Annotated in this window: 18 protein-coding genes; 12 read left to right on the top strand and 6 right to left on the bottom strand. The window is 38.1% G+C overall.

Annotated elements, in window-relative coordinates; all coding sequences use genetic code 11:
- Window positions 1-116 precede the first annotated feature (116 nt).
- The 5 genes from ACQKMH_RS03755 to ACQKMH_RS03775 all read left to right on the top strand — a co-directional run bounded on the left by ACQKMH_RS03755 (window position 117) and on the right by ACQKMH_RS03775 (window position 5,728).
- A complete protein-coding gene (locus tag ACQKMH_RS03755; protein WP_427586143.1) occupies window positions 117-995 on the top strand; it encodes a branched-chain amino acid ABC transporter permease in 879 nt (292 codons plus the stop codon).
- A gap of 13 nt (window positions 996-1,008) precedes the next feature.
- Window positions 1,009-1,971, top strand: a complete 963-nt coding sequence (locus tag ACQKMH_RS03760; RefSeq protein ID WP_427586144.1) for a branched-chain amino acid ABC transporter permease — start codon at window positions 1,009-1,011, stop codon at window positions 1,969-1,971.
- A complete protein-coding gene (locus ACQKMH_RS03765; protein ID WP_427586145.1) occupies window positions 1,946-2,725 on the top strand; it encodes an ABC transporter ATP-binding protein in 780 nt (259 codons plus the stop codon). Before ACQKMH_RS03760 ends, ACQKMH_RS03765 begins: the two co-directional genes overlap by 26 nt.
- Window positions 2,725-3,432: an ABC transporter ATP-binding protein gene (locus ACQKMH_RS03770; protein ID WP_230155035.1), complete on the top strand. Its 708-nt coding sequence runs from the start codon at window positions 2,725-2,727 to the stop codon at window positions 3,430-3,432. The genes ACQKMH_RS03765 and ACQKMH_RS03770 overlap by 1 nt, the downstream gene beginning before the upstream one ends.
- 412 nt (window positions 3,433-3,844) lie before the next feature.
- Entirely contained in the window at window positions 3,845-5,728 is a 1,884-nt protein-coding gene (locus ACQKMH_RS03775; protein ID WP_427586146.1) for a S8 family serine peptidase, read from the top strand.
- A gap of 99 nt (window positions 5,729-5,827) precedes the next feature.
- On the opposite strand, the gene ACQKMH_RS03780 is transcribed toward ACQKMH_RS03775, so the two are convergent.
- Complete coding sequence (locus ACQKMH_RS03780; RefSeq protein WP_427586147.1) at window positions 5,828-6,637, bottom strand: hypothetical protein; 810 nt, start codon at window positions 6,635-6,637, stop codon at window positions 5,828-5,830.
- 594 nt (window positions 6,638-7,231) lie between these two features.
- On the opposite strand from ACQKMH_RS03780, the gene ACQKMH_RS03785 reads away from it, so the two are divergent.
- Genes ACQKMH_RS03785 through ACQKMH_RS03795 form a run of 3 tightly spaced genes read left to right on the top strand, consistent with a single transcriptional unit; the run spans window position 7,232 to window position 11,936 of the window.
- Window positions 7,232-9,097, top strand: coding sequence for a BglG family transcription antiterminator (locus ACQKMH_RS03785; protein WP_427586148.1), 1,866 nt, complete (start codon window positions 7,232-7,234; stop codon window positions 9,095-9,097).
- A gap of 17 nt (window positions 9,098-9,114) precedes the next feature.
- The gene (locus tag ACQKMH_RS03790) at window positions 9,115-9,993 is read left to right on the top strand and encodes a ketose-bisphosphate aldolase (RefSeq protein ID WP_427586149.1); all 879 of its coding nucleotides are present in this window, start codon (window positions 9,115-9,117) and stop codon (window positions 9,991-9,993) included.
- A 14-nt stretch (window positions 9,994-10,007) separates the two neighbouring features.
- Entirely contained in the window at window positions 10,008-11,936 is a 1,929-nt protein-coding gene (locus ACQKMH_RS03795; protein ID WP_427586150.1) for a PTS fructose transporter subunit IIABC, read from the top strand.
- Between the two features lie 446 nt (window positions 11,937-12,382).
- Here the strand turns inward: ACQKMH_RS03795 and ACQKMH_RS03800 are convergent, their stop codons facing one another.
- From ACQKMH_RS03800 to ACQKMH_RS03810, 3 genes are all read right to left on the bottom strand, one after another.
- Window positions 12,383-12,502: a VOC family protein gene (locus tag ACQKMH_RS03800; protein ID WP_427586151.1), complete on the bottom strand. Its 120-nt coding sequence runs from the start codon at window positions 12,500-12,502 to the stop codon at window positions 12,383-12,385.
- A 163-nt stretch (window positions 12,503-12,665) separates the two neighbouring features.
- Window positions 12,666-12,857, bottom strand: coding sequence for a hypothetical protein (locus tag ACQKMH_RS03805; RefSeq protein ID WP_230155041.1), 192 nt, complete (start codon window positions 12,855-12,857; stop codon window positions 12,666-12,668).
- A 226-nt stretch (window positions 12,858-13,083) separates the two neighbouring features.
- The gene (locus ACQKMH_RS03810) at window positions 13,084-14,262 is read right to left on the bottom strand and encodes an MFS transporter (RefSeq protein ID WP_427586152.1); all 1,179 of its coding nucleotides are present in this window, start codon (window positions 14,260-14,262) and stop codon (window positions 13,084-13,086) included.
- Window positions 14,263-14,517: 255 nt separating this feature from the next.
- Between ACQKMH_RS03810 and ACQKMH_RS03815 the strand changes: the two genes are divergently transcribed.
- A complete protein-coding gene (locus ACQKMH_RS03815; RefSeq protein ID WP_427586153.1) occupies window positions 14,518-14,748 on the top strand; it encodes a hypothetical protein in 231 nt (76 codons plus the stop codon).
- 186 nt (window positions 14,749-14,934) lie between these two features.
- On the opposite strand, the gene ACQKMH_RS03820 is transcribed toward ACQKMH_RS03815, so the two are convergent.
- The gene (locus ACQKMH_RS03820) at window positions 14,935-15,126 is read right to left on the bottom strand and encodes a hypothetical protein (protein ID WP_427586154.1); all 192 of its coding nucleotides are present in this window, start codon (window positions 15,124-15,126) and stop codon (window positions 14,935-14,937) included.
- Between the two features lie 505 nt (window positions 15,127-15,631).
- Between ACQKMH_RS03820 and ACQKMH_RS03825 the strand changes: the two genes are divergently transcribed.
- Entirely contained in the window at window positions 15,632-16,399 is a 768-nt protein-coding gene (locus tag ACQKMH_RS03825; RefSeq protein WP_427586155.1) for a tyrosine-protein phosphatase, read from the top strand.
- Window positions 16,400-16,446: 47 nt separating this feature from the next.
- Here the strand turns inward: ACQKMH_RS03825 and ACQKMH_RS03830 are convergent, their stop codons facing one another.
- Window positions 16,447-17,226, bottom strand: a complete 780-nt coding sequence (locus ACQKMH_RS03830) for an SGNH/GDSL hydrolase family protein (protein ID WP_427586156.1) — start codon at window positions 17,224-17,226, stop codon at window positions 16,447-16,449.
- Window positions 17,227-17,423: 197 nt separating this feature from the next.
- Here ACQKMH_RS03830 and ACQKMH_RS03835 point away from each other — a divergent pair, with 197 nt between their 5' ends.
- Together ACQKMH_RS03835 and ACQKMH_RS03840 are read left to right on the top strand one after the other, a co-directional pair.
- Window positions 17,424-18,164 (top strand): YveK family protein, encoded by a 741-nt coding sequence (locus ACQKMH_RS03835; RefSeq protein WP_427586157.1) that lies wholly within the window; start codon window positions 17,424-17,426, stop codon window positions 18,162-18,164.
- On the top strand, window positions 18,109-18,849 hold the full coding sequence (locus ACQKMH_RS03840) for a CpsD/CapB family tyrosine-protein kinase (RefSeq protein WP_427587500.1): 741 nt from the start codon (window positions 18,109-18,111) through the stop codon (window positions 18,847-18,849). The genes ACQKMH_RS03835 and ACQKMH_RS03840 overlap by 56 nt, the downstream gene beginning before the upstream one ends.
- Window positions 18,850-18,873 lie beyond the last annotated feature (24 nt).

Raw genomic sequence — 18,873 nt, forward strand, 5'->3', positions numbered from 1 at the left:
GTGCTGGCGAATTCTCATTTTTCAAGTATACCAGGTCACAGAAACTTCCCTTAAGTGGATGCAAAGAGTCTGGACTTATCACATTATAAAATTAGATTTTTCAAGGAGAGTCGAACATGGAATTGATACAACAGTTAATAAACGGGGTTTCACTAGGAAGTATTTATGCCCTTATCGCTCTCGGTTATACGATGGTTTACGGGATTGTTAAATTGATAAACTTTGCACATGGTGATGTTTTCATGGTCGGCTCATTCGTTGGATTTTACTCGATAACGGTGCTGGATCTATCATTCGTGCCAGCCCTATTAATCTCGATGACAGTCTGTGCGCTTTTTGGAGTATTGATCGAGCGTATTGCGTACAAGCCATTGCGTAACGCAACGCGTATTGCCGCCCTTATCACCGCTATCGGTGTTTCACTTTTGATCGAATACGGATTCATCTATGTTCGTGGTGCACAGCCGGAAGCTTATCCGAATGATGTATTGCCGACGGACAAGTTCAATATTTTCGGAGTTTCCATCAATAGTCAATCCATTTTGATTTTTGGAGTGGCTGTCGTTCTTATGATCATTCTTCAAATCATCGTTCATAAAACAAAAATAGGTAAAGCCATGCGTGCCGTTTCCTTCGATACAGATGCTGCTAAACTGATGGGAATAAATGTTGATAACACGATTTCTGCCACCTTTGCAATCGGTTCCGCACTAGCTGGGGCAGCAGGCGTCATTTTCGGTATTTATTATATCAAGATCGAGCCGCTTATGGGTGTGCTTCCAGGGTTGAAGGCTTTTGTTGCCGCCGTACTTGGAGGGATCGGGATTATACCGGGGGCGATGGTCGGTGGCTTGTTGCTTGGTGTCATCGAGGCTTTGGTCAGTGCAGCCGGTTACTCACTATGGCGTGATGCGGTAGCCTTCGTCGTACTGATTCTTATCTTGATCTTCATGCCACAAGGCTTATTCGGTAAAAATAAAAAAGAAAAAGTATAGGGGAGACAAAGCAATGACTACAATTAAGCGAGCAAAAGGTTTTTGGCTCTCGATTTCACTATCATTGATCTTTTTCGCCGTAGTTCAAGTGTTAATCGGCGGCGGATCGCTAAATCCTTTTTATCAAAATACGCTCATGTTCATCGGAATCAATATCATTCTGGCAGCGAGCCTTCACTTGATCATCGGGATAACCGGGCAGTTTTCCATTGGACATGCCGGATTTCTTGCAGTCGGCGCCTATGCTTCAGCCGTTATGACCATGAAGTTGGAAATGCCATTTGCTTTAGCATTGATAGTAGGCGGTTTGGTTGCAGCGTTGGCCGGGTTGATCATCGGTATCCCGAGCTTGCGTTTAAAGGGTGATTACCTGGCGATTGCGACCCTAGGTTTTGGGGAAATCGTCCGGATCATGCTTTTGAATATCGATTATGTCGGCGGGGCGAGCGGCATGCAGGTTTCCCATTTGACGACTTGGCCATGGGTGTTCGCTTCCGTAATCGTTACGCTCATCGTCATCAGGAACTTCACAAGCTCTACACATGGAAGAGCCTGCATATCGATCCGTGAGGACGAGACGGCTGCCGATTCGATGGGAATCAATACGACCTATTACAAAGTTGTCGCATTTGCGATCGGTGCTTTTTTCGCCGGTATCGCTGGAGGGCTATACGCTCATAATTTCTATATCATCCAACCATCGAACTTCGGCTTCCTGAAGTCATTCGATATCTTGATCTTAGTCGTACTTGGTGGTCTTGGAAGCCTGTCGGGAGCCGTATTGGCTGCCATATTGCTGACTGTTGTCACGACATTCCTTCAAGATTATCCTGAAACACGAATGATCATCTACAGTCTTGTGCTAATCGTCATGATGATTTATCGTCCACAAGGGTTAATGGGGACAAAAGAAATAACTTCCATGTTCAAACGTAAAGGAGGCAGCAGCCATGAAAACAAAAACACCGCTGCTTAAGGTCGATTCAGTCGGCATCCAATTCGGGGGGCTTAAAGCCGTTTCTGATGTTAACGTCGAGTTATATCCTGGGGAATTGGTTGGCTTGATTGGACCGAACGGCGCTGGGAAAACGACTTTTTTCAACTTGCTGACAGGGGTATACGTCCCGACGGAGGGCACGATTTCTTTAGAAGGCGAGGACTTGAGAAAAAAGCCGCCATATAAAATCACACAAAAGGGAATCAGCCGGACATTCCAGAACATTCGCTTGTTCAGTGAACTTTCCGTGATCGATAATGTTAAAGTTGCCTATCATTCCCTTTCGAAACATAGCATTTTAAGTTCGATCTTCCGTATGCCGATCCATTTTAAAGGGGAAAAAGAAATGGATGATAAGGCGATCGAGTTCCTGAAGATATTCAACCTGGATCAATATAAGGATGAAAAAGCGAAAAACCTGCCATATGGTAAACAAAGGCGTCTGGAAATCGCACGTGCACTTGCCGCTAATCCAAAACTGCTTTTACTGGATGAACCTGCAGCGGGTATGAACCCTCAGGAAACGCACGAACTGATGAACTTGATTGCCCTCATCCGGGAGAAATTCGATCTGACCGTATTATTGATCGAGCATGATATGCCGCTCGTCATGGGTGTATGCGAACGCATATATGTACTCGATCACGGACAACTGATCGCTCAAGGACAGCCAGAGGAAATCCGTAACAATCCAAAAGTCATCGAGGCCTATCTGGGCGAGGAGGTTTCATAATGTTAAATATTGAGGACATTAACGTCTATTACGGAAACATTCAAGCCTTGAAAGGGATCTCGCTTTCTATTAATGAAGGCGAAATCGTCACCTTGATCGGAGCGAACGGAGCCGGGAAGAGTACGATGCTGAAAACCATTTCCGGCCTATTAAAACCAAAACAGGGGAAAATCATCTATGAAGGGCAATCCATCGGCGGGAAAGCTGCACAATCCATTGTGAAAATGGGCATTTCCCACGTACCTGAAGGCAGAAGGGTCTTTGCTAACATGACCGTTGAAGAAAACCTTCAACTCGGTGCCTATTTACGGAAAGACAAGGCAGGCATCAAGCAGGATATGGAGAAAGTCTATGAATTATTCCCACGTTTGCTTGAGCGTTTGAAGCAGCAATCCGGAACCCTATCAGGCGGGGAACAACAAATGCTCGCAATGGGCAGGGCGCTCATGGCCAAGCCCCGGCTGCTATTATTGGACGAGCCATCGATGGGACTCGCCCCATTATTGGTGAAACAAATCTTTAATATCATTGAAGAAATCAATAAAACGGGTACAACCATCCTACTGGTCGAACAAAATGCCAACCTAGCCCTATCCATCGCAGACAGAGCCTATGTCGTCGAAACGGGCCGAATTGTTCTATCAGGCAAATCAGAAGAACTGACAGCAAGCGAAGAAATCAAGAATGCCTATTTAGGCGGACATTAAACTGCTTTATAGCACTGTAGGCAAACTCGGTAATAATTGAGTTTGCTTACAGTTTTTTTGGCTTATAATATTTGACCATTGATTTCCACTGCAGGCACTCGCCTTCCGCGGGCGGTCCGCCCTCGGCGCATTGCGCCTGCGGGGTCTCCCTTGGACGCGTATTCCCGCAGGAGTCTCGTACCTTCCGTTTCAATCAACTGTGTTTTAACAGTTAGATAGAACCACTTTTGACGACAAACTGATACCGCTTATAGCGGTTTTTTTCTTTTGCCAAATTAGCTATTTACTTGATAAAAATGTTAGTAAAACTACATCACACGGTATACAATCTAGTTAGGAATATTAGTAGAATGGGTTCATGATCTAACCTCATCCATAGCTATTCTTAATCATACTTTTTTGGAGTGATATCATGTACAAACTTATTGGGGCCATATTGCCGGTGTTGTTACTGTTTATGATTCTGCCAAACTATCAGCCAGATGCTGTATCTGCAGAAGAAACTCCACAATCCGATGGCGTCATCGTCAAATATAAAGAGATGAACGGTGAGCCGATCAACGATTTGATAGAAAAGGTAGAGGTACCTAAAGGGGAAACAACAGACAACCTTATCGAGGAACTGGAAGAACAGAAGAATGTAGAATATGCAGAGCCAAACTATCTTTTCAAGAAGATGGAAAGTCCGAACGATCCAGCCTACATAGACCAGTGGCATCATAAAAAGCTTGGAACAAATGCAGCATGGACAAAAACCATGGGCTCCAAGGAAATGATCGTGGCCATCATTGACGATGGGATCGATCGTGGCCATGGTGATTTAAAGGGGAAAATCGTCAATGCCTATGATACGATACGCAATCGGAAAAATATCGTACCAGCAGGGGAGCATGGAACACATATCGCAGGAATCATTGCCGGTTCTGCGAACAATGGCATAGGTGGAGCGGGTGTAGCACCGAATGTAAAGCTTATGCCGATCAACGTTTTTGATGGCGAGTATGCCGATACGGCCGATATCATAGATGCCATTCATTATGCCGTTCAGAATAAAGCAAACATCATTAATATGAGTCTTGGAGACACCAGTTATTCGGAAGCATTGAATAAAGCCGTCCAAGAAGCCTATAAAAAAGGGATCCTGATCGTCGCAGCTGCCGGTAATGAAGGGGATATGGGGAAAAATGTACAGCGCGTGTATCCTGCTGCATTCAGCAATGTCATTTCCGTTGCCGCCACTGACAATAGGGACAAGCGTCCTAGTTATTCCAACTACCATTCAACAGTCGATATTGCAGCGCCTGGAGATGATATCCTTTCAACCTTACCCAATGGTAAATATGGCTGGATGAGCGGAACATCGATGGCGACGCCAATGGTGACGGGTGTAGCGGCACTGATTTGGTCCAATGAGCCCAAACTCAACAAAACGGAGGTCGAATACCGCCTCTATGATTCTGCTATAGACCTAGGTACAAAAGGGAAAGACATCTACTATGGAAATGGGCGGGTCAACGCCAAAAAAGCCTTGGAAATGAAGACGCTGACCAAACCGGCCGTGACCGCGATTTCCGATAAGGACACAAAGGTCACAGGAAAAGTCCCAGCTGATTTCAAAACGGGGACGGTCTCCATTTATACCGATAAGAAACAACTCGCCGAAGTGAAGATTAACGGCGAAAAAACGTTTACGGCGACTATCGCAAAACAAACAGCCGGCACGACAATCTTTACAAGAGTCATCGATAAATCGGGAAATAAAAGTGTACCCGTATCATGTAAAGTACAAGATAAAACGGCCCCTGCAAAACCGTCCGTCAATACTGTAGGTGACAATACTGTCAAAGTAACGGGCAAAGCGGAAGCGAGCACTAACGTCACTATCAAAACGGGCAGTACGGTTCTTGGCAAAGCAAATGCCAATAGCGCAGGGAAATTTACCGTAACGATATCAAAAAAACAAAAAGCCGGAAAAGTCCTTTTCGCTACGGCCACCGATAAAGCAGGAAATACAAGCTCGATCACTAAAGTGACCGTCGTGGACAAAACAGCACCAAGTAAACCGTCCGTCAACACAGTCAACACAAAAACGACAATTGTGACAGGCAAGGCAGAAGCCAACTCCACTGTATCCATCAAGCAATCAGGAAAAGTGATCGGCTCTGCCGCAGCAACGACTAAAGCTACCTTCTCGGTTAGAATTCCTAAGCAAAAAGCCGGAAAGAACCTATATATCTATGCCAAGGACAAAGCGAAAAATGTAAGTGAAGCAAGGAAAGTCACGGTTAAAAAGTGATAAAAAATGACGGTCCCCAATATTCGATTTGGGGGCTGTTTAATAATAATAGCCCCTAGTATTTGAACTAGGGGCTATTATCTATGGATTAGGCACCGGCTAATCAGCTGTAGTATTTGTTTCTAATGATTTTGAGGGTGAATTAGTAAATGAATTTGAAGATGTATCCACGTTCTTTCTAAATTCTATAGTTTTTCCATTTAGAACTATTGGGGAACCTAATGTATCTATGAATTCATTATTGTGTATTTCAAACTTAGAAATCACCAATGCTCCCTTTGAGTGTTTATCCTTTCCATTCTTCGTATAGTAATAGTTACCTAGACTATCAATCTGAATTCCTTGTACACATTCTTTGAAATGATTTTCTTTTATAAGAACGTCTTGCCAATTATGTCCTCGTATAGCTGCATATGTCATTTTTTCAAAGGTATTGTCTATAATTTGAATGTTTATGTATGGTTTATTATGGGACGCTGAATGACTGCCTATGCCACCCCCCCACGGATTCATATTTCTTACGTGCGAATTCCCAAAATAGTTATGTTCAATCCTAACGCTTTTAGTTACAGTAAAGTCTACACTCCCAAATCGTCGAAATGCTTTATCAGATATCATCCCATCAATTTGAATGGCTTCTGTGTAGTCATCATTACTCGAACGAGATCCTAAAAACTTACTATTTCGTATGAAAACATTTTTATTACCTGCTAAATCTATTGCATGGCCACCTACTATGTTCTTTAACACAGTATCCTGGATAAGGATATTATGACCATGAGCAAAACCAAACACAGAAGGAGTTCGTAGTTTTATGTCGGCTCCCCCAGCGTCCCAAATCCCACCATCAATAATAATGTTGAAATTTCCTTCATAACCGTGGTAAGTAGCTTTAAAATCTCCATTCAACAACATAATATCTTTATTTGAGTCAGCTTTTCGCAGAATTGTCTTAGAAGGAATTTTAAGCCATGTATTACTATAAATGTGTAATGATTTTTTCAGTGTGTATTTTCCTTTAGGTAATATTACTTTAATAGGTGTATCCGAATCTCTTGCTAGTTGTACATTAAACCACCATTGAATAGCGAGCGAATTCGATTTTCCTCACTAGAGAAGAATTCCTTTTGTGTGTATTGAGTTGCCATGGCTGAAAGCGATCGGGATATAGTAAATTGGATATCATTGAAATCCAATAGTTGTTTTACGGTCCAAACAGCTTTTTTATGTAAAAGTCTTTTCTACATCTATATTAGAAGGAGCTATGACAGACACACCATGCTAATCTACAGAAATATATAAAGTTTTGCGACGTTGGCTTCTCGTGAATGTATACGGTAACGTTTTATTTCCAAATTGGATAGAGTTCTTCGACCATCTTCCCTTCGTTGGTCTATTATAACATCATCCTAATATTTAAAAACTTCCTAACTATTAGGAAAATGTATAGGCTTGGTGAAAGTGAAACGCTTACATTAATATAAGTATGAGGAGGAAATACTAATGAAAAAACGTTACATTGAGTTATTAGAACATTTAGAACAATATGATAACGACTTTGTAAGTGGAAGCGAACTTGCTAATCTATTTAATGTAACGACAAGAACAATTAGAAATGACATTAGGGAAATAAATGAAAATTTTTTAGATAAAGTAATAATTACTGGTAATACTCAAAAAGGATATAAATTAGTTGGGGATTTATCAAATATTCAGCAAAATGAAGATGATTACGAAGAACGAGCTTTTCATATAATAAAAACACTTTTATCTGAAACTGATTTTATAACTTATGATGAACTGGCAAAAAAACTTTATTTTTCTACTCAAACAATTAGGAAAGACGTACAAAGATTATTTCAAATAATCCAAGCCGAAAAATGGAACATTGAGGTTGAAGCAATTATCTTCCAAGGAGTAAGGCTTAAGGGAAGTGAAGTAGAGAAACGTCTATTACTAAAAAAATTAGTAACAACAAATTGTTTAAAGAGAATGTCGCTTGATGAAGCGCTGCAATACTATTTTGGTGATTGGTATAGTCAGTCCTCCATTCAATTAGTATATTCTTGTATTGAAGAAGAAGTCACTAAGTACAATTTGTTACTAAGCTCTGAAGAACTATTCTCAATATGTGTGAACATAATTATTAGTTTAAAACGAGTCGGCCTTCATCAAAAAATTGCTGAAAAAGACATGAGGTTAGATAATACTTGCTTTGAAGAATTAAAAATAGCAAAGTTAATCCTTAGTCGTTTAGCTAAGGAAATGAATGTACCGTTTGACGAATATGAATATCAGTATTTATGCTATCTGTTAATTACTTTACAGATATTACCAAAGAAAAATGAAGCAACTGTGAATGAACACTCAGATGAAATAGAGGAAAAAGTAAAAGCGGTTATAAAAAATGTTGGGGATCGATATGGTTTTTCAAGCCGAAAGAATGAAAAGTTATTTAATCGCCTATTGGTACATATTACAAAGTCATTATATCCATTAAAATATTACTTTCCTTTAGAGAATCCATTTATTTCTCAAATAAAGTCGGAATATATGAATGCTTATAATATTGCTGTGGTTTTAGCAAAAGAATTACAATTTTGCTTAAATATAAAGATACCAGAAAATGAAATCGGTTACTTGACACTGCATATTATGAATATTATTGAAAATTCCCAAGAAGCAAGGAAAAGAATTGCAATTATTTATGGGAAAAATCCGTTAGTAGGTAAGCTAATAGAAAGAAAAATAAATTTATACTTCCCAAATATTAAAATTGATGGTTTATTTGCAAATCATGAAATCCATTTAATTCCTGAAGAGATAGAAACTATAGTAACTACTAGTGTAATCCTTGAGGAGCAACACCTAAATGTAAAAAATTGTATTCGTGTTAGTGAAATGATTACAAATGAAGATATGAAGACCATTTCTAATCAATTGAACCGTGGCTTACTAAAGTACTATTTATCTCCGAATGATCTTTATTTCTTAGATGAAGAGAATCAAATAGATTTATTAAAAACCCTTACGCAGTTTGGAGATATTCAACATCTGTATACAAGTATTAATGAAAGAGAAAAGATGTCGAGTACCAATATTGGTAATTTAGTGGCCATGCCGCATCCATTTGATTGTGGAAATAACAATAAATTAAGAGTGTTAGTAGCAATAAATAAACAAAAAATTTTGTGGGGAGACAAAATGGCTCAAATTATCTTTCTATTTATCCCTCCAAAAAATCAAAAGGTAAATAATACAAAGTTTTTTGAAGAGATTCATGATGTGTTTAAGCAAACAAAAATGACAGAAAAACTATTAAATGTAACCAATTATGATGAGTTTTTGGAAGTTTGGTCTTCCAAATAATATTAGGAGGAATAGAAATGTTAATGAATATGAAAGATTTACTTTTAGTAGCTTATGAGAATAAATTTGCAGTCGGGTCATTTAATGTAGCAAATAGCGAATTTGTCAAAGTTGTAGTAAGTGCTGCAGAGGAGCAAAAATCTCCTGCTATACTTCAAATTCACCCGAATGAAATTAATTTAGTGACTGATGAATTTGTGGCATATGTACGAGAGGCTGCGTCAAAGTCTAAAGTTCCTTTTGTTATTCATTTAGACCACGGGGCAACAATCGAAGATATTACTCGATCTATTAGAAATGGCTATACGTCTGTGATGATGGATGCGTCACATTTACCATTTGAAGAAAATATGGCATTAACAAAAAAAGCAGTAGAACTTGCTCATATGGTAGGTGTGTCTGTAGAGGGTGAACTAGGCACTATTGGAAGTAATGAGGGGAGTTCAGAAGGCGGAGCAGATGAGATTTTATATACGAATCCTGATGAAGCAGCCATTTTTGTTGAAACAACAGGAATTGATACGCTTGCTGTTGCTGTTGGAACTTCACATGGCTTATACCCAAAAACGAAAGATCACTCTATTAAAATTGATCGATTAATGAAGATTCATGAAAAAGTAAATATTCCTTTAGTTCTCCACGGTGGATCAGACAACCCAGATGAAGAAATAAGACAAGCTGTGAAACATGGTATTGCCAAAATTAATTTATCAACAGATATGAAGAGAGCGTTTTATAACCAATTAAGAGCTACGCTGGATGAAAATCCAAATGCATACGAACCAGATATATTAATGCCTGAAGCAACGAAGGCAGCTATTGAATTAGTAAAGAAAAAAATGGATCTATTTGGTTCAACTGGAAAAGCATCACTCTATAAATTAGGAGAAATTTAAGAGGAGGGATATATATGATGACTTCTAGTGTCTTAAGGCCGGAAAACATAATATTAGATTTAGTTGCTGAAACGAAAGAGGACTTAATTAATGAGCTTGCAGAAAAATTAAATAAAAACGGCTATTTACATGATCTTAAACAATTTAAACAGGATATTTGGGCTCGTGAAGATCAGGTTCCAACTGAAGTAGGGTTTGGTATTGCTATTCCACATGCAAAATCTGCCGGAGTTAAATCGCCTGCTATTATTATGGGAAGATCTTTAAGTGGAATTAAGTATAGTTCAGAAACATGTAATTTATTTTTCATGATAGCAGCCGGCAAAGATTCTTCAACTGAGCACTTAAATACTTTATCTAAAATCTCCACTTTTCTAATGGATGAAACCTTTAGAGCTAAGCTTATTCTTGCCAAAGATAGTCATGAAGTTGTCCAGCTATTTGCAAATGCTGAAGAAAGAATGCTACAAGTAGATACGAATGATAAGAAGTATTTTGGTAAGAAATTGGTCGGAGTTACTGGATGCCCTACTGGAATAGCACATACATTTATGGCAGCAGAAGCATTAAAAAATGCTGCAGATGAGCTTGGCGTTCAAATAAAAGTTCAAACCAATGGATCGACGGGAATACAGAACAGATTAACTCAAGAAGATATTGATGAAGCAGATGGCATAATTGTTGCTGCAGATGTTAAAGTGGACATGGATGTCTTCGGTGATCGTAAGGTTATTAAAACGTCTGTTAAAAATGGGATACATCATGCTAAGGATTTAATTGAAGATGCTGTTTCTGGAAAAGGTACGGTTTTAAATCAGGGGAACAACAAGTTAAAGGAAGCAAAAGAAAAAACACGATTAAAACAACCTAAAATATACAGCCATATAATGAATGGGGTATCTTTTATGATTCCATTTGTTGTTGCTGGCGGTATATTAATCGCAATCTCCTTTATGTTTGGCATTCATGCTTCAGACCCGAATAGTTCAGAATATAATGCATTCGCTGCTTTTCTAGGTACAGCAGGTGGCAGCGCAGCCTTTGCACTAATGGTTCCAGTCCTAGCAGGATATATTGCATATAGTATTGCAGATCGTCCAGGTTTAGCACCAGGTATGATTGGTGGTATGATGGCAACACTTGGTGGTTCAGGATTTTTAGGTGGTATGATTGCAGGTTTTATTGCTGGTTATACAATCTTAGGATTGAAAAAAATACTAAAAGGCATTCCAGATTCATTACAAAGTCTTTCACCGGTACTTATACTTCCTTTATTGGCTACGTTTGTAACAGCCTTTATTATGCACTTTGTAGTAAATAGTCCGATGGCGTGGATTAATGAGTCGTTACAAGGTTGGTTAAATGGTTTAACTGGTTCGAATGCAATTTTATTAGGAGCGCTTTTGGCAGGAATGATGGCATCTGATATGGGCGGTCCTATCAATAAAACTGCATCAGCATTTGGCTTAGCGATGTTTGCAAATCATATTTACGAACCATCTGCTGCACTAATGGTTGGAGGAATGGTTCCTCCATTAGGGATTGCATTAGCAACAACACTATTTAAAAATAAATTCTCACTTGAAGACCGCAACGCAGGAAAAGCTGCTTATATTATGGGGGCATCTTTTATTACTGAGGCAGCCATTCCGTTTGCTGCAAATGATCCATTAAGAATAATTCCAGCAAATATTGTTGGTTCAGCAATTGGTGGAGGGATTTGTATGGCATTAGGAATTTCATTACAGGCTCCTCATGGTGGAATCTTTGTAATTCCTATTGCTGCAAGCAGTCCATTGTTATACATTGTATGTATTTTAATTGGTTCAATTATTACAGCTTGTATAATTGGAGTATTAAAAAAACCTGTTTACAGAACACAAGATAATACTAGTGAGAAGTCAGGAAATAAAACAGTAGCAATTGAAATTAAAGCAATATAATTTATACGAGTGCATATGACATTGGTACTGTTCAAATCTACGGAAAGTCTTTGCACAAAACTAAAGGTAGAACCCTTGAAAATCCCCAAGAGATTCTGTCATTAGATATGAATATCGTTTTTAAATAAGCTAAGGCGGACTCTGAATCACGAATTCCATCCGAGTGCAATCCTGCATTCTGATCAAGGCTTCACATGTACTAATTTAACGGATGTGAAGGAAGAAGTTGTTCGAGTTATTGAAGAATACAATGAGTGTTGTTTTCAATAGGGACTAAAGAAAATGGCCCCGGTACAATACCGGGACCACTTATTATTTTCATAGCTACTTTTTTATACTGTCCGAAAAATGGGGCACAGTTCATTTTTGAAAGTTTTTTATTTTAAGCTCTGTTAACAAGTGTTGTTGCTTTTCTTTATGAACTCACTCAGTTAATTAAGTACTTCTTACGAATGCTCGCTTACTCGCAGGGTTACACCAAACTTGAATCCCAACACCTGCTCGTACCACTTAATTGCAGCATCCAAATCAGGTACAGATAAACCAATGTGAGTAATTGCTGTCATATGTAGCCCCCCTAATAATAAAAATACCCTTTTAAGGCGGGGGACAATCGATCAAAAGAGGGACTATTGTTTTGGGGACAAAAAAAAGAAGCAATAGCGAATATTGCTTCTTTGATCTTCTGTTGTAACATCTACGTCGCAATATCGTCCTTCACGGAATCCTTTAAATTTCACCCTCTTCAACCCTCCTCCAATACTCCACTTTACTTATTAATCCTTTTGCATTACAGGTAAGACAATCCGTATAAATATCGTAGGCACCCGTTCCGGCACAAACATGGCATTTCACGTGAGTTTCTGGTATTTCCTTCTGAATGATTGAAAAAAGTTTTGCAATAAACTTCTTAAAATTCATGTCCAAAACTCCTTTTTTTTTATCATACAACGAAAAAAGAAGAAACAAACAGGAAATCCGATAATATTACTTAAATCACATAAAACCATTACATACTTTACATGGGGTTAAAATAAAATTAACTTGCTATGGATTCATGGTTTAGTGTGCTCTTACACTTCGAAGAATCGACTGATTTCTATGCTAATAAAAAAGAACACCCATAAGGTGTCCCATTCATGTGTAATTACTTCATTTTTCTCAAAATCCATAAGTAAGTCAAAATAGAAATCCCCACAGAGACAGCGGCCATGATGTAAATGCTTCTATACCCAAACAGATAGCCGATTTGTCCAAAGACAATGGCGCCGAAACCGATACCAAGATCGAAGAAGGAGTAGAAGGTCGCATTGGCCATGCCTTTGCGATTTCGGGCAGCGTGTTCAAGAGACCAGGCTTGAAGAGCCGGTTGGACAGCACCGAATCCAATGCCGTAAAATATTGCGGCAAGAAACAATATCGTGTTACTTGGCATCCAGGCAAGCAGCAGCATGGCGGCTACGATAAAAAGAGTAGATGGAATGAAGACAGCTTGATGTCCCTTTTGATCATAGATTTTTCCAGCAAACATTCGTGTGAAAATAAGAGCTAAAGCGTAAAGAAAAAAGTAACCTTGAATACCTGTCAAACCTTTTTCGATGGTATAGAGCGGTAAGAAGGTAGCAATCCCGCCAAAAGTTACCGTAATGAAAAAAACAAGAACGGACGGAGCAACAGCGCTTTTTTCATAGATATCAAACCCATTCGTTTTAGCGCTATCAGAAGGCTTATCTACTTTTTTATATGTAATGGTTGACGCCATGATCCAAGCGGCTAGAGTTAATGCACCGCAAAACAGGAACAACTGTTGAAACGATAAAACATCCGCTAAGAAAAGTCCAAGGGACGGACCAAAAGCCATCGCCAAATTACCCGATAAAGTGAAGTAGCCCATTCCTTCACCACGGCGCTTTGCTGGGATCAGATCGGAGGCAATCGTACCCGATGCGGTGGTCGTATATCCCCAGCCAATCCCTTGGAAAACCCTCATTGCACATAACAGGAAAATACTCAGCATAAATCCAAACGAACCAATAGCCACTGCCAAAAAGGCTAGACCGAACAGGAAAACAAAGCGTCTTCCCTTTGTTTCCAAGGCTTGTCCAGCAAAAGGGCGGACAATCAGAGCGGAAAATAAAAACATGCCAGCAACTAACCCAATATACCGTTCATTTCCGCCTAGCTCTTTTACAAAAAGCGGAAGGGTAGGGGAAGTCATTTGAAACGTTAAAAAAACAAAAAAGTTAGCTAGGAAAATCATAATAAAATCACGCGTCCAGATTTTATTAACAACCGGAAGTTCTTCTGTTAACAAGGGTGCACCCATAATAGTTTATCTCCTTAATCGATAGTGATAATCATTATCATTATACTAAAGATATAGTGAATTAATCCATAAGAAAAAGGAATTAGTGTCTTACAATCATCAGAACGATTTCTCCTACTTATTACCCCATGGAAACAATATTTGGGAGATTTGTTAAGAGTTCTTATCATTAATATGAAGTTTTAATGAATGACCTTTTATTTAGCATTCATAAGGTATATTATTTGGGAAAATGAGAGATTGAAGGAGTCAATTATGGCTAGATTTACAGAGACTGTTATGGAGAAGGAAGAAGATGCTCTAAATAATAGGAAGAAACCGATGGTTGTTAAACTGAATCCTGAAGAACTTGATGACTTTATTCAAAGATTTCCAAATACCGGAGAGTTTTTGGGTTTAACCTATCACATCCATGATGATAAGACGGTTACCTTTAACTATCATTCGAACGGCAGAGATCTAGAATTACTGAATTTGGTTAAGTGAATGTACGTTGGACAGACCAGCAGAAATGCTGGTTTTTTGAGTTTTGAGCATGACCCTTTAAAGATGAGGGATAAACGGTTTTACGGAGACTATTTTTTTGTACAAAAAAAGAAGCAATAGCGAATATTGCTTCTTTGAACATCTGTTGTTTCATCTTCGCTGCAATATCGTCCTACACGAAATCCCTTAAATTTCACCTTCTTCAAGCCTCCTCCGATACTCCACTTTACTTATTAATCCTTTTGCATTACAGGTTAGGCAATCCGTATAAATATCGTAGGCTCCAGTTCCGGCACAAACATGGCATTTCACATGAGTTTCTGGTATATCCTTTTGCATAAATGAAAAAAGCTTAGCAATATACTTCAGAAAAATCATCCCCAAAACCTCCTTTTTTTCAATCATACAACGAAAAAACGCGAAGGAAGCAGGGAATACAAGAACATTACTTAAAACTAATAAAACCATTACATACTTTACATGGGGTTAAAAATCCCATGAGGATTCATGTACTGTTTATTTTATATCCTTAAATAAGCAATAATATTTCAGATGAAACATAAAAAGAAAATAAGACATACCTATTAAAAATGGTTCTTATATTTTAATTTTTCCAATGAAATCGTGCCTTCCTCCCTATTGTTCATTATAAAGAACAGTTGTAAGATGTATAGTAATCTTCTAAAATACAGCACGAGCAAAAATCAAAAGAGACTCATTCAATAACTCAAAGATTTTTATGACTAAAAAAAGCAGTTTATGGTCTTTCTTTGTGTAATTGTAATTACCAAATATATATATTTGTATAAAGTTCATGAAAATGTTACTTTTAGTTGTAAATAATTATGAAGATTGTCCGACAGAGCGGAAAGAGGTTGAAAAGATGATTGATATACACTCCCATATTTTACCGGGTGTTGATGACGGAGCTAAGCATATTACAGAAAGTTTAGCCATGGCGAAGCTTGCTGTATCAGAGGGTATTCAGACCATCATTGCCACACCTCATCATAAAAATGGTTCTTTTGAAAATGACAAATTTGATATTATAGAAAAAGTAACAGAACTAAATGAAGCGCTGAAAGCTGAGTCCATTGATTTGGAAGTATTACCAGGTCAGGAAACGCGCATTTACGGTGATTTATTATTGGATTATCAAGAAGAAAAGATTTTAACACTTAATGATGGTGGAAGGTATGTGTTCATCGAATTGCCTTCAGACCATGTTCCTGCCTATACAGAACGATTAATATATGAGATTCAATTGAAAGGGCTGGCTCCTATCATTGTTCATCCAGAAAGGAATCAGGAGTTATTAGAATCTCCAAATCACCTTTACCAACTTGTTAAACACGGAGCTTTGACACAGATAACTGCAAAAAGTATTGTAGGTGGATTTGGAAAGAAAACCAAAAAGTTTGCCTTGCAACTCATTGAGAAAAACCTGACTCACTATATAGCATCTGATGCACATAATACGAAAAGCCGTGCGTTTCATATGAGCCAAGCTTTTACTGAAATTGAACATAAGTATGGTGTCGATATGAGGTATTTATTCATGGACAATGCTGAACATCTCGTTCAAGGGAAACAGGTCTACAAGGAAATGCCGCAAAAAATAGAATCAAGAAAATTCTTAGGCATATTTTAAAAACAAAAAAGCCATATCCCCTATTGGGAGATGCGGCTTTTTTTGCATTAATACTGTTTAATAAAGAATTCTTCCAAATACAAACTCCATATTTTATAGCCATTTTCATTAGGTAATTCACGTTCTTCGTTTAAGAGGTCTTTCATTTTATCGGATGCTGGATCAGGCCAGTTACTCCAATGATTGAGGTAAGGAATCTCCTTGTCTTTTGCATACCTTTCCAATTCCTTTACCTGATTAGGATAGTATGTTGCATTATATAAAGGGTTAGGCGGTTGCAAAATGAATTGTGTTTTTTTGCTTGCTGCTGTTACATCATTAATAATCGTCGTGATATTTGCGAGTGAATCTTCGATGGGGACATTCCCATTATCCTTTAAGGTGAAAGGCTCCAATAATATTAAATCGGCCTTAGCTTTTATTAAATCTTCTTGTTTATTTTGAAGAACAAATTGTGAACTCATCAAATCGTAAATTAAACCGTCTACCTGAACGGTGTCCCCATATACATGTTTCAGCTGGTCAGCTAGATCATCAGGCAAGTTATACTTCTCATTTCCAAGAGAATTCGAACCAACAATCAAAACTCTAAAAGGTTTTCTTTCTGACAATCTTTCTTTATATAATTCTTTGCTTTCCTTCGGCCAATTCCCAATGTATTTTACTAAATCCTCACTAGTGGAACTTGATTTACTAGTTTCCTTCTTTTCTTTTATTCCAGGCTGACTGATACTAGCATCTGTAATTTTATCCTTCCAATGAATATTACCTATAACTAAGGATATGACGCATGCAAAAACAATAAAAGTAGGTAAGAAGACCTTCATATGATTCCTCCATAATATGCCAAAATAAGACATTATTTTTTGTAATTTATACCAATAATAATATACCTATACCAATTTTTTAGGAAATAGGGTTTAATATAAATATCAAATTACCTAAAATTATGACAAAAAAAACAATGAATGGCAAGGTTTTGTGTTATAATACCAATGCTGTTATTTTTAAGTTGGAGGGAATCATGGAAGAAACAATAAGTATAAAAGACCTATTTTTAACATTACGAAAACGTGTAAGCCTCATTATCACCGTTACGGCACTTGCAGTTTTAGTTAGTGGAGCTGTCAGCTATTTTCTATTAACGCCAATCTATCAGTCTTCCACACAATTACTTGTCAATCAATCGAAGAATGAAGAAGGACTTTATAACTACAATGAAGTCCAAACCAATCTGCAATTAATTAATACATATAATGTCATCATTAAAAGTTCGGCAATCTTGGAATTAGTTAAAAAAGATCTGAATCTTGACATGACAGCAGCAGAGCTAAATGAAAAAATTTCGGTTGCAAGTGAACAAAATTCACAAGTTGTCAACATCATTGTCGAGGATGAAAATCCGAAAACGGCAGTGGATATTGCCAATAAAACGGCAGAAGTGTTTCAAAAACAAATAGTAGAGATTATGAACGTAGATAATGTGACATTATTGGCAAAAGCAGAGTATAAAGAAAATCCGTCACCAATCAAGCCGCAACCGTTACTTAACATTGCCATTGCATTAGTAGTCGGTTTAATGGCAGGTGTAGGACTTGCCTTCTTGTTAGAGTATTTAGATAATACGATAAAAACAGAGCAAGATATTGAGAAACTACTAGGTGTGCCTGTCCTTGGTGTCATCGGGACAATTGATGCTCAAGGAGAAAATGGCTTACGTTCCGAAAGAACCACTTCACGTGGAAGAGGTGAGAAAATTGGCTAAAAAGAAAAATTTGGATTCAAAACGAAAATTGATAGCGAAGTTCAATCCAAAATCGCCCATATCAGAACAATTCCGTACAATTCGGACGAATATCCAATTTTCATCGGTTGATGAAGAGATGCGTTCAATCATGGTCACTTCTACTGGTCCAGGGGAAGGAAAATCCACTACAGCAGCAAATCTTGCTGTCGTGTTTGCGCAGCAAGGAAAAAGTGTCCTTCTTGTGGATGCTGACTTAAGAAAACCAACCGTTCATTATACATTCAATTTACCGAATACGTTTGGTATGACGAATGTATTAACGAAACGAATGGATTTGAAGGATGCTGTCGTTGAGACGGATGAAAAAAATCTTTTTGTGTTATCCAGCGGTCCAATCCCACCCAATCCCGCTGAATTACTAGGCTCAAAATCAATGAATGAGTTATTCGAACGATTTTACGAAGAATTTGACGTCATCGTCATGGATACACCTCCAGTATTAGCAGTAACGGATGCACAAATTCTATCCAATAAATGTGATGGAACGATACTAGTCATCTCAAGCGGAAAAACAGGAACCGAACAAGCGTTAAAGGCCAAAGAATTATTGAATGCAGCCTCATGTAACCTTTTGGGTGTCGTATTAAATAACAAAAAAATGCAAAAAAACAGCCAATACTACTATTATTACGGAAATAAGTGAGGTCACTACTTATTTCCTGGTTTT

The organism is Peribacillus sp. NPDC097895, from assembly GCF_050277555.1.
Classification (GTDB): domain Bacteria; phylum Bacillota; class Bacilli; order Bacillales; family DSM-1321; genus Peribacillus.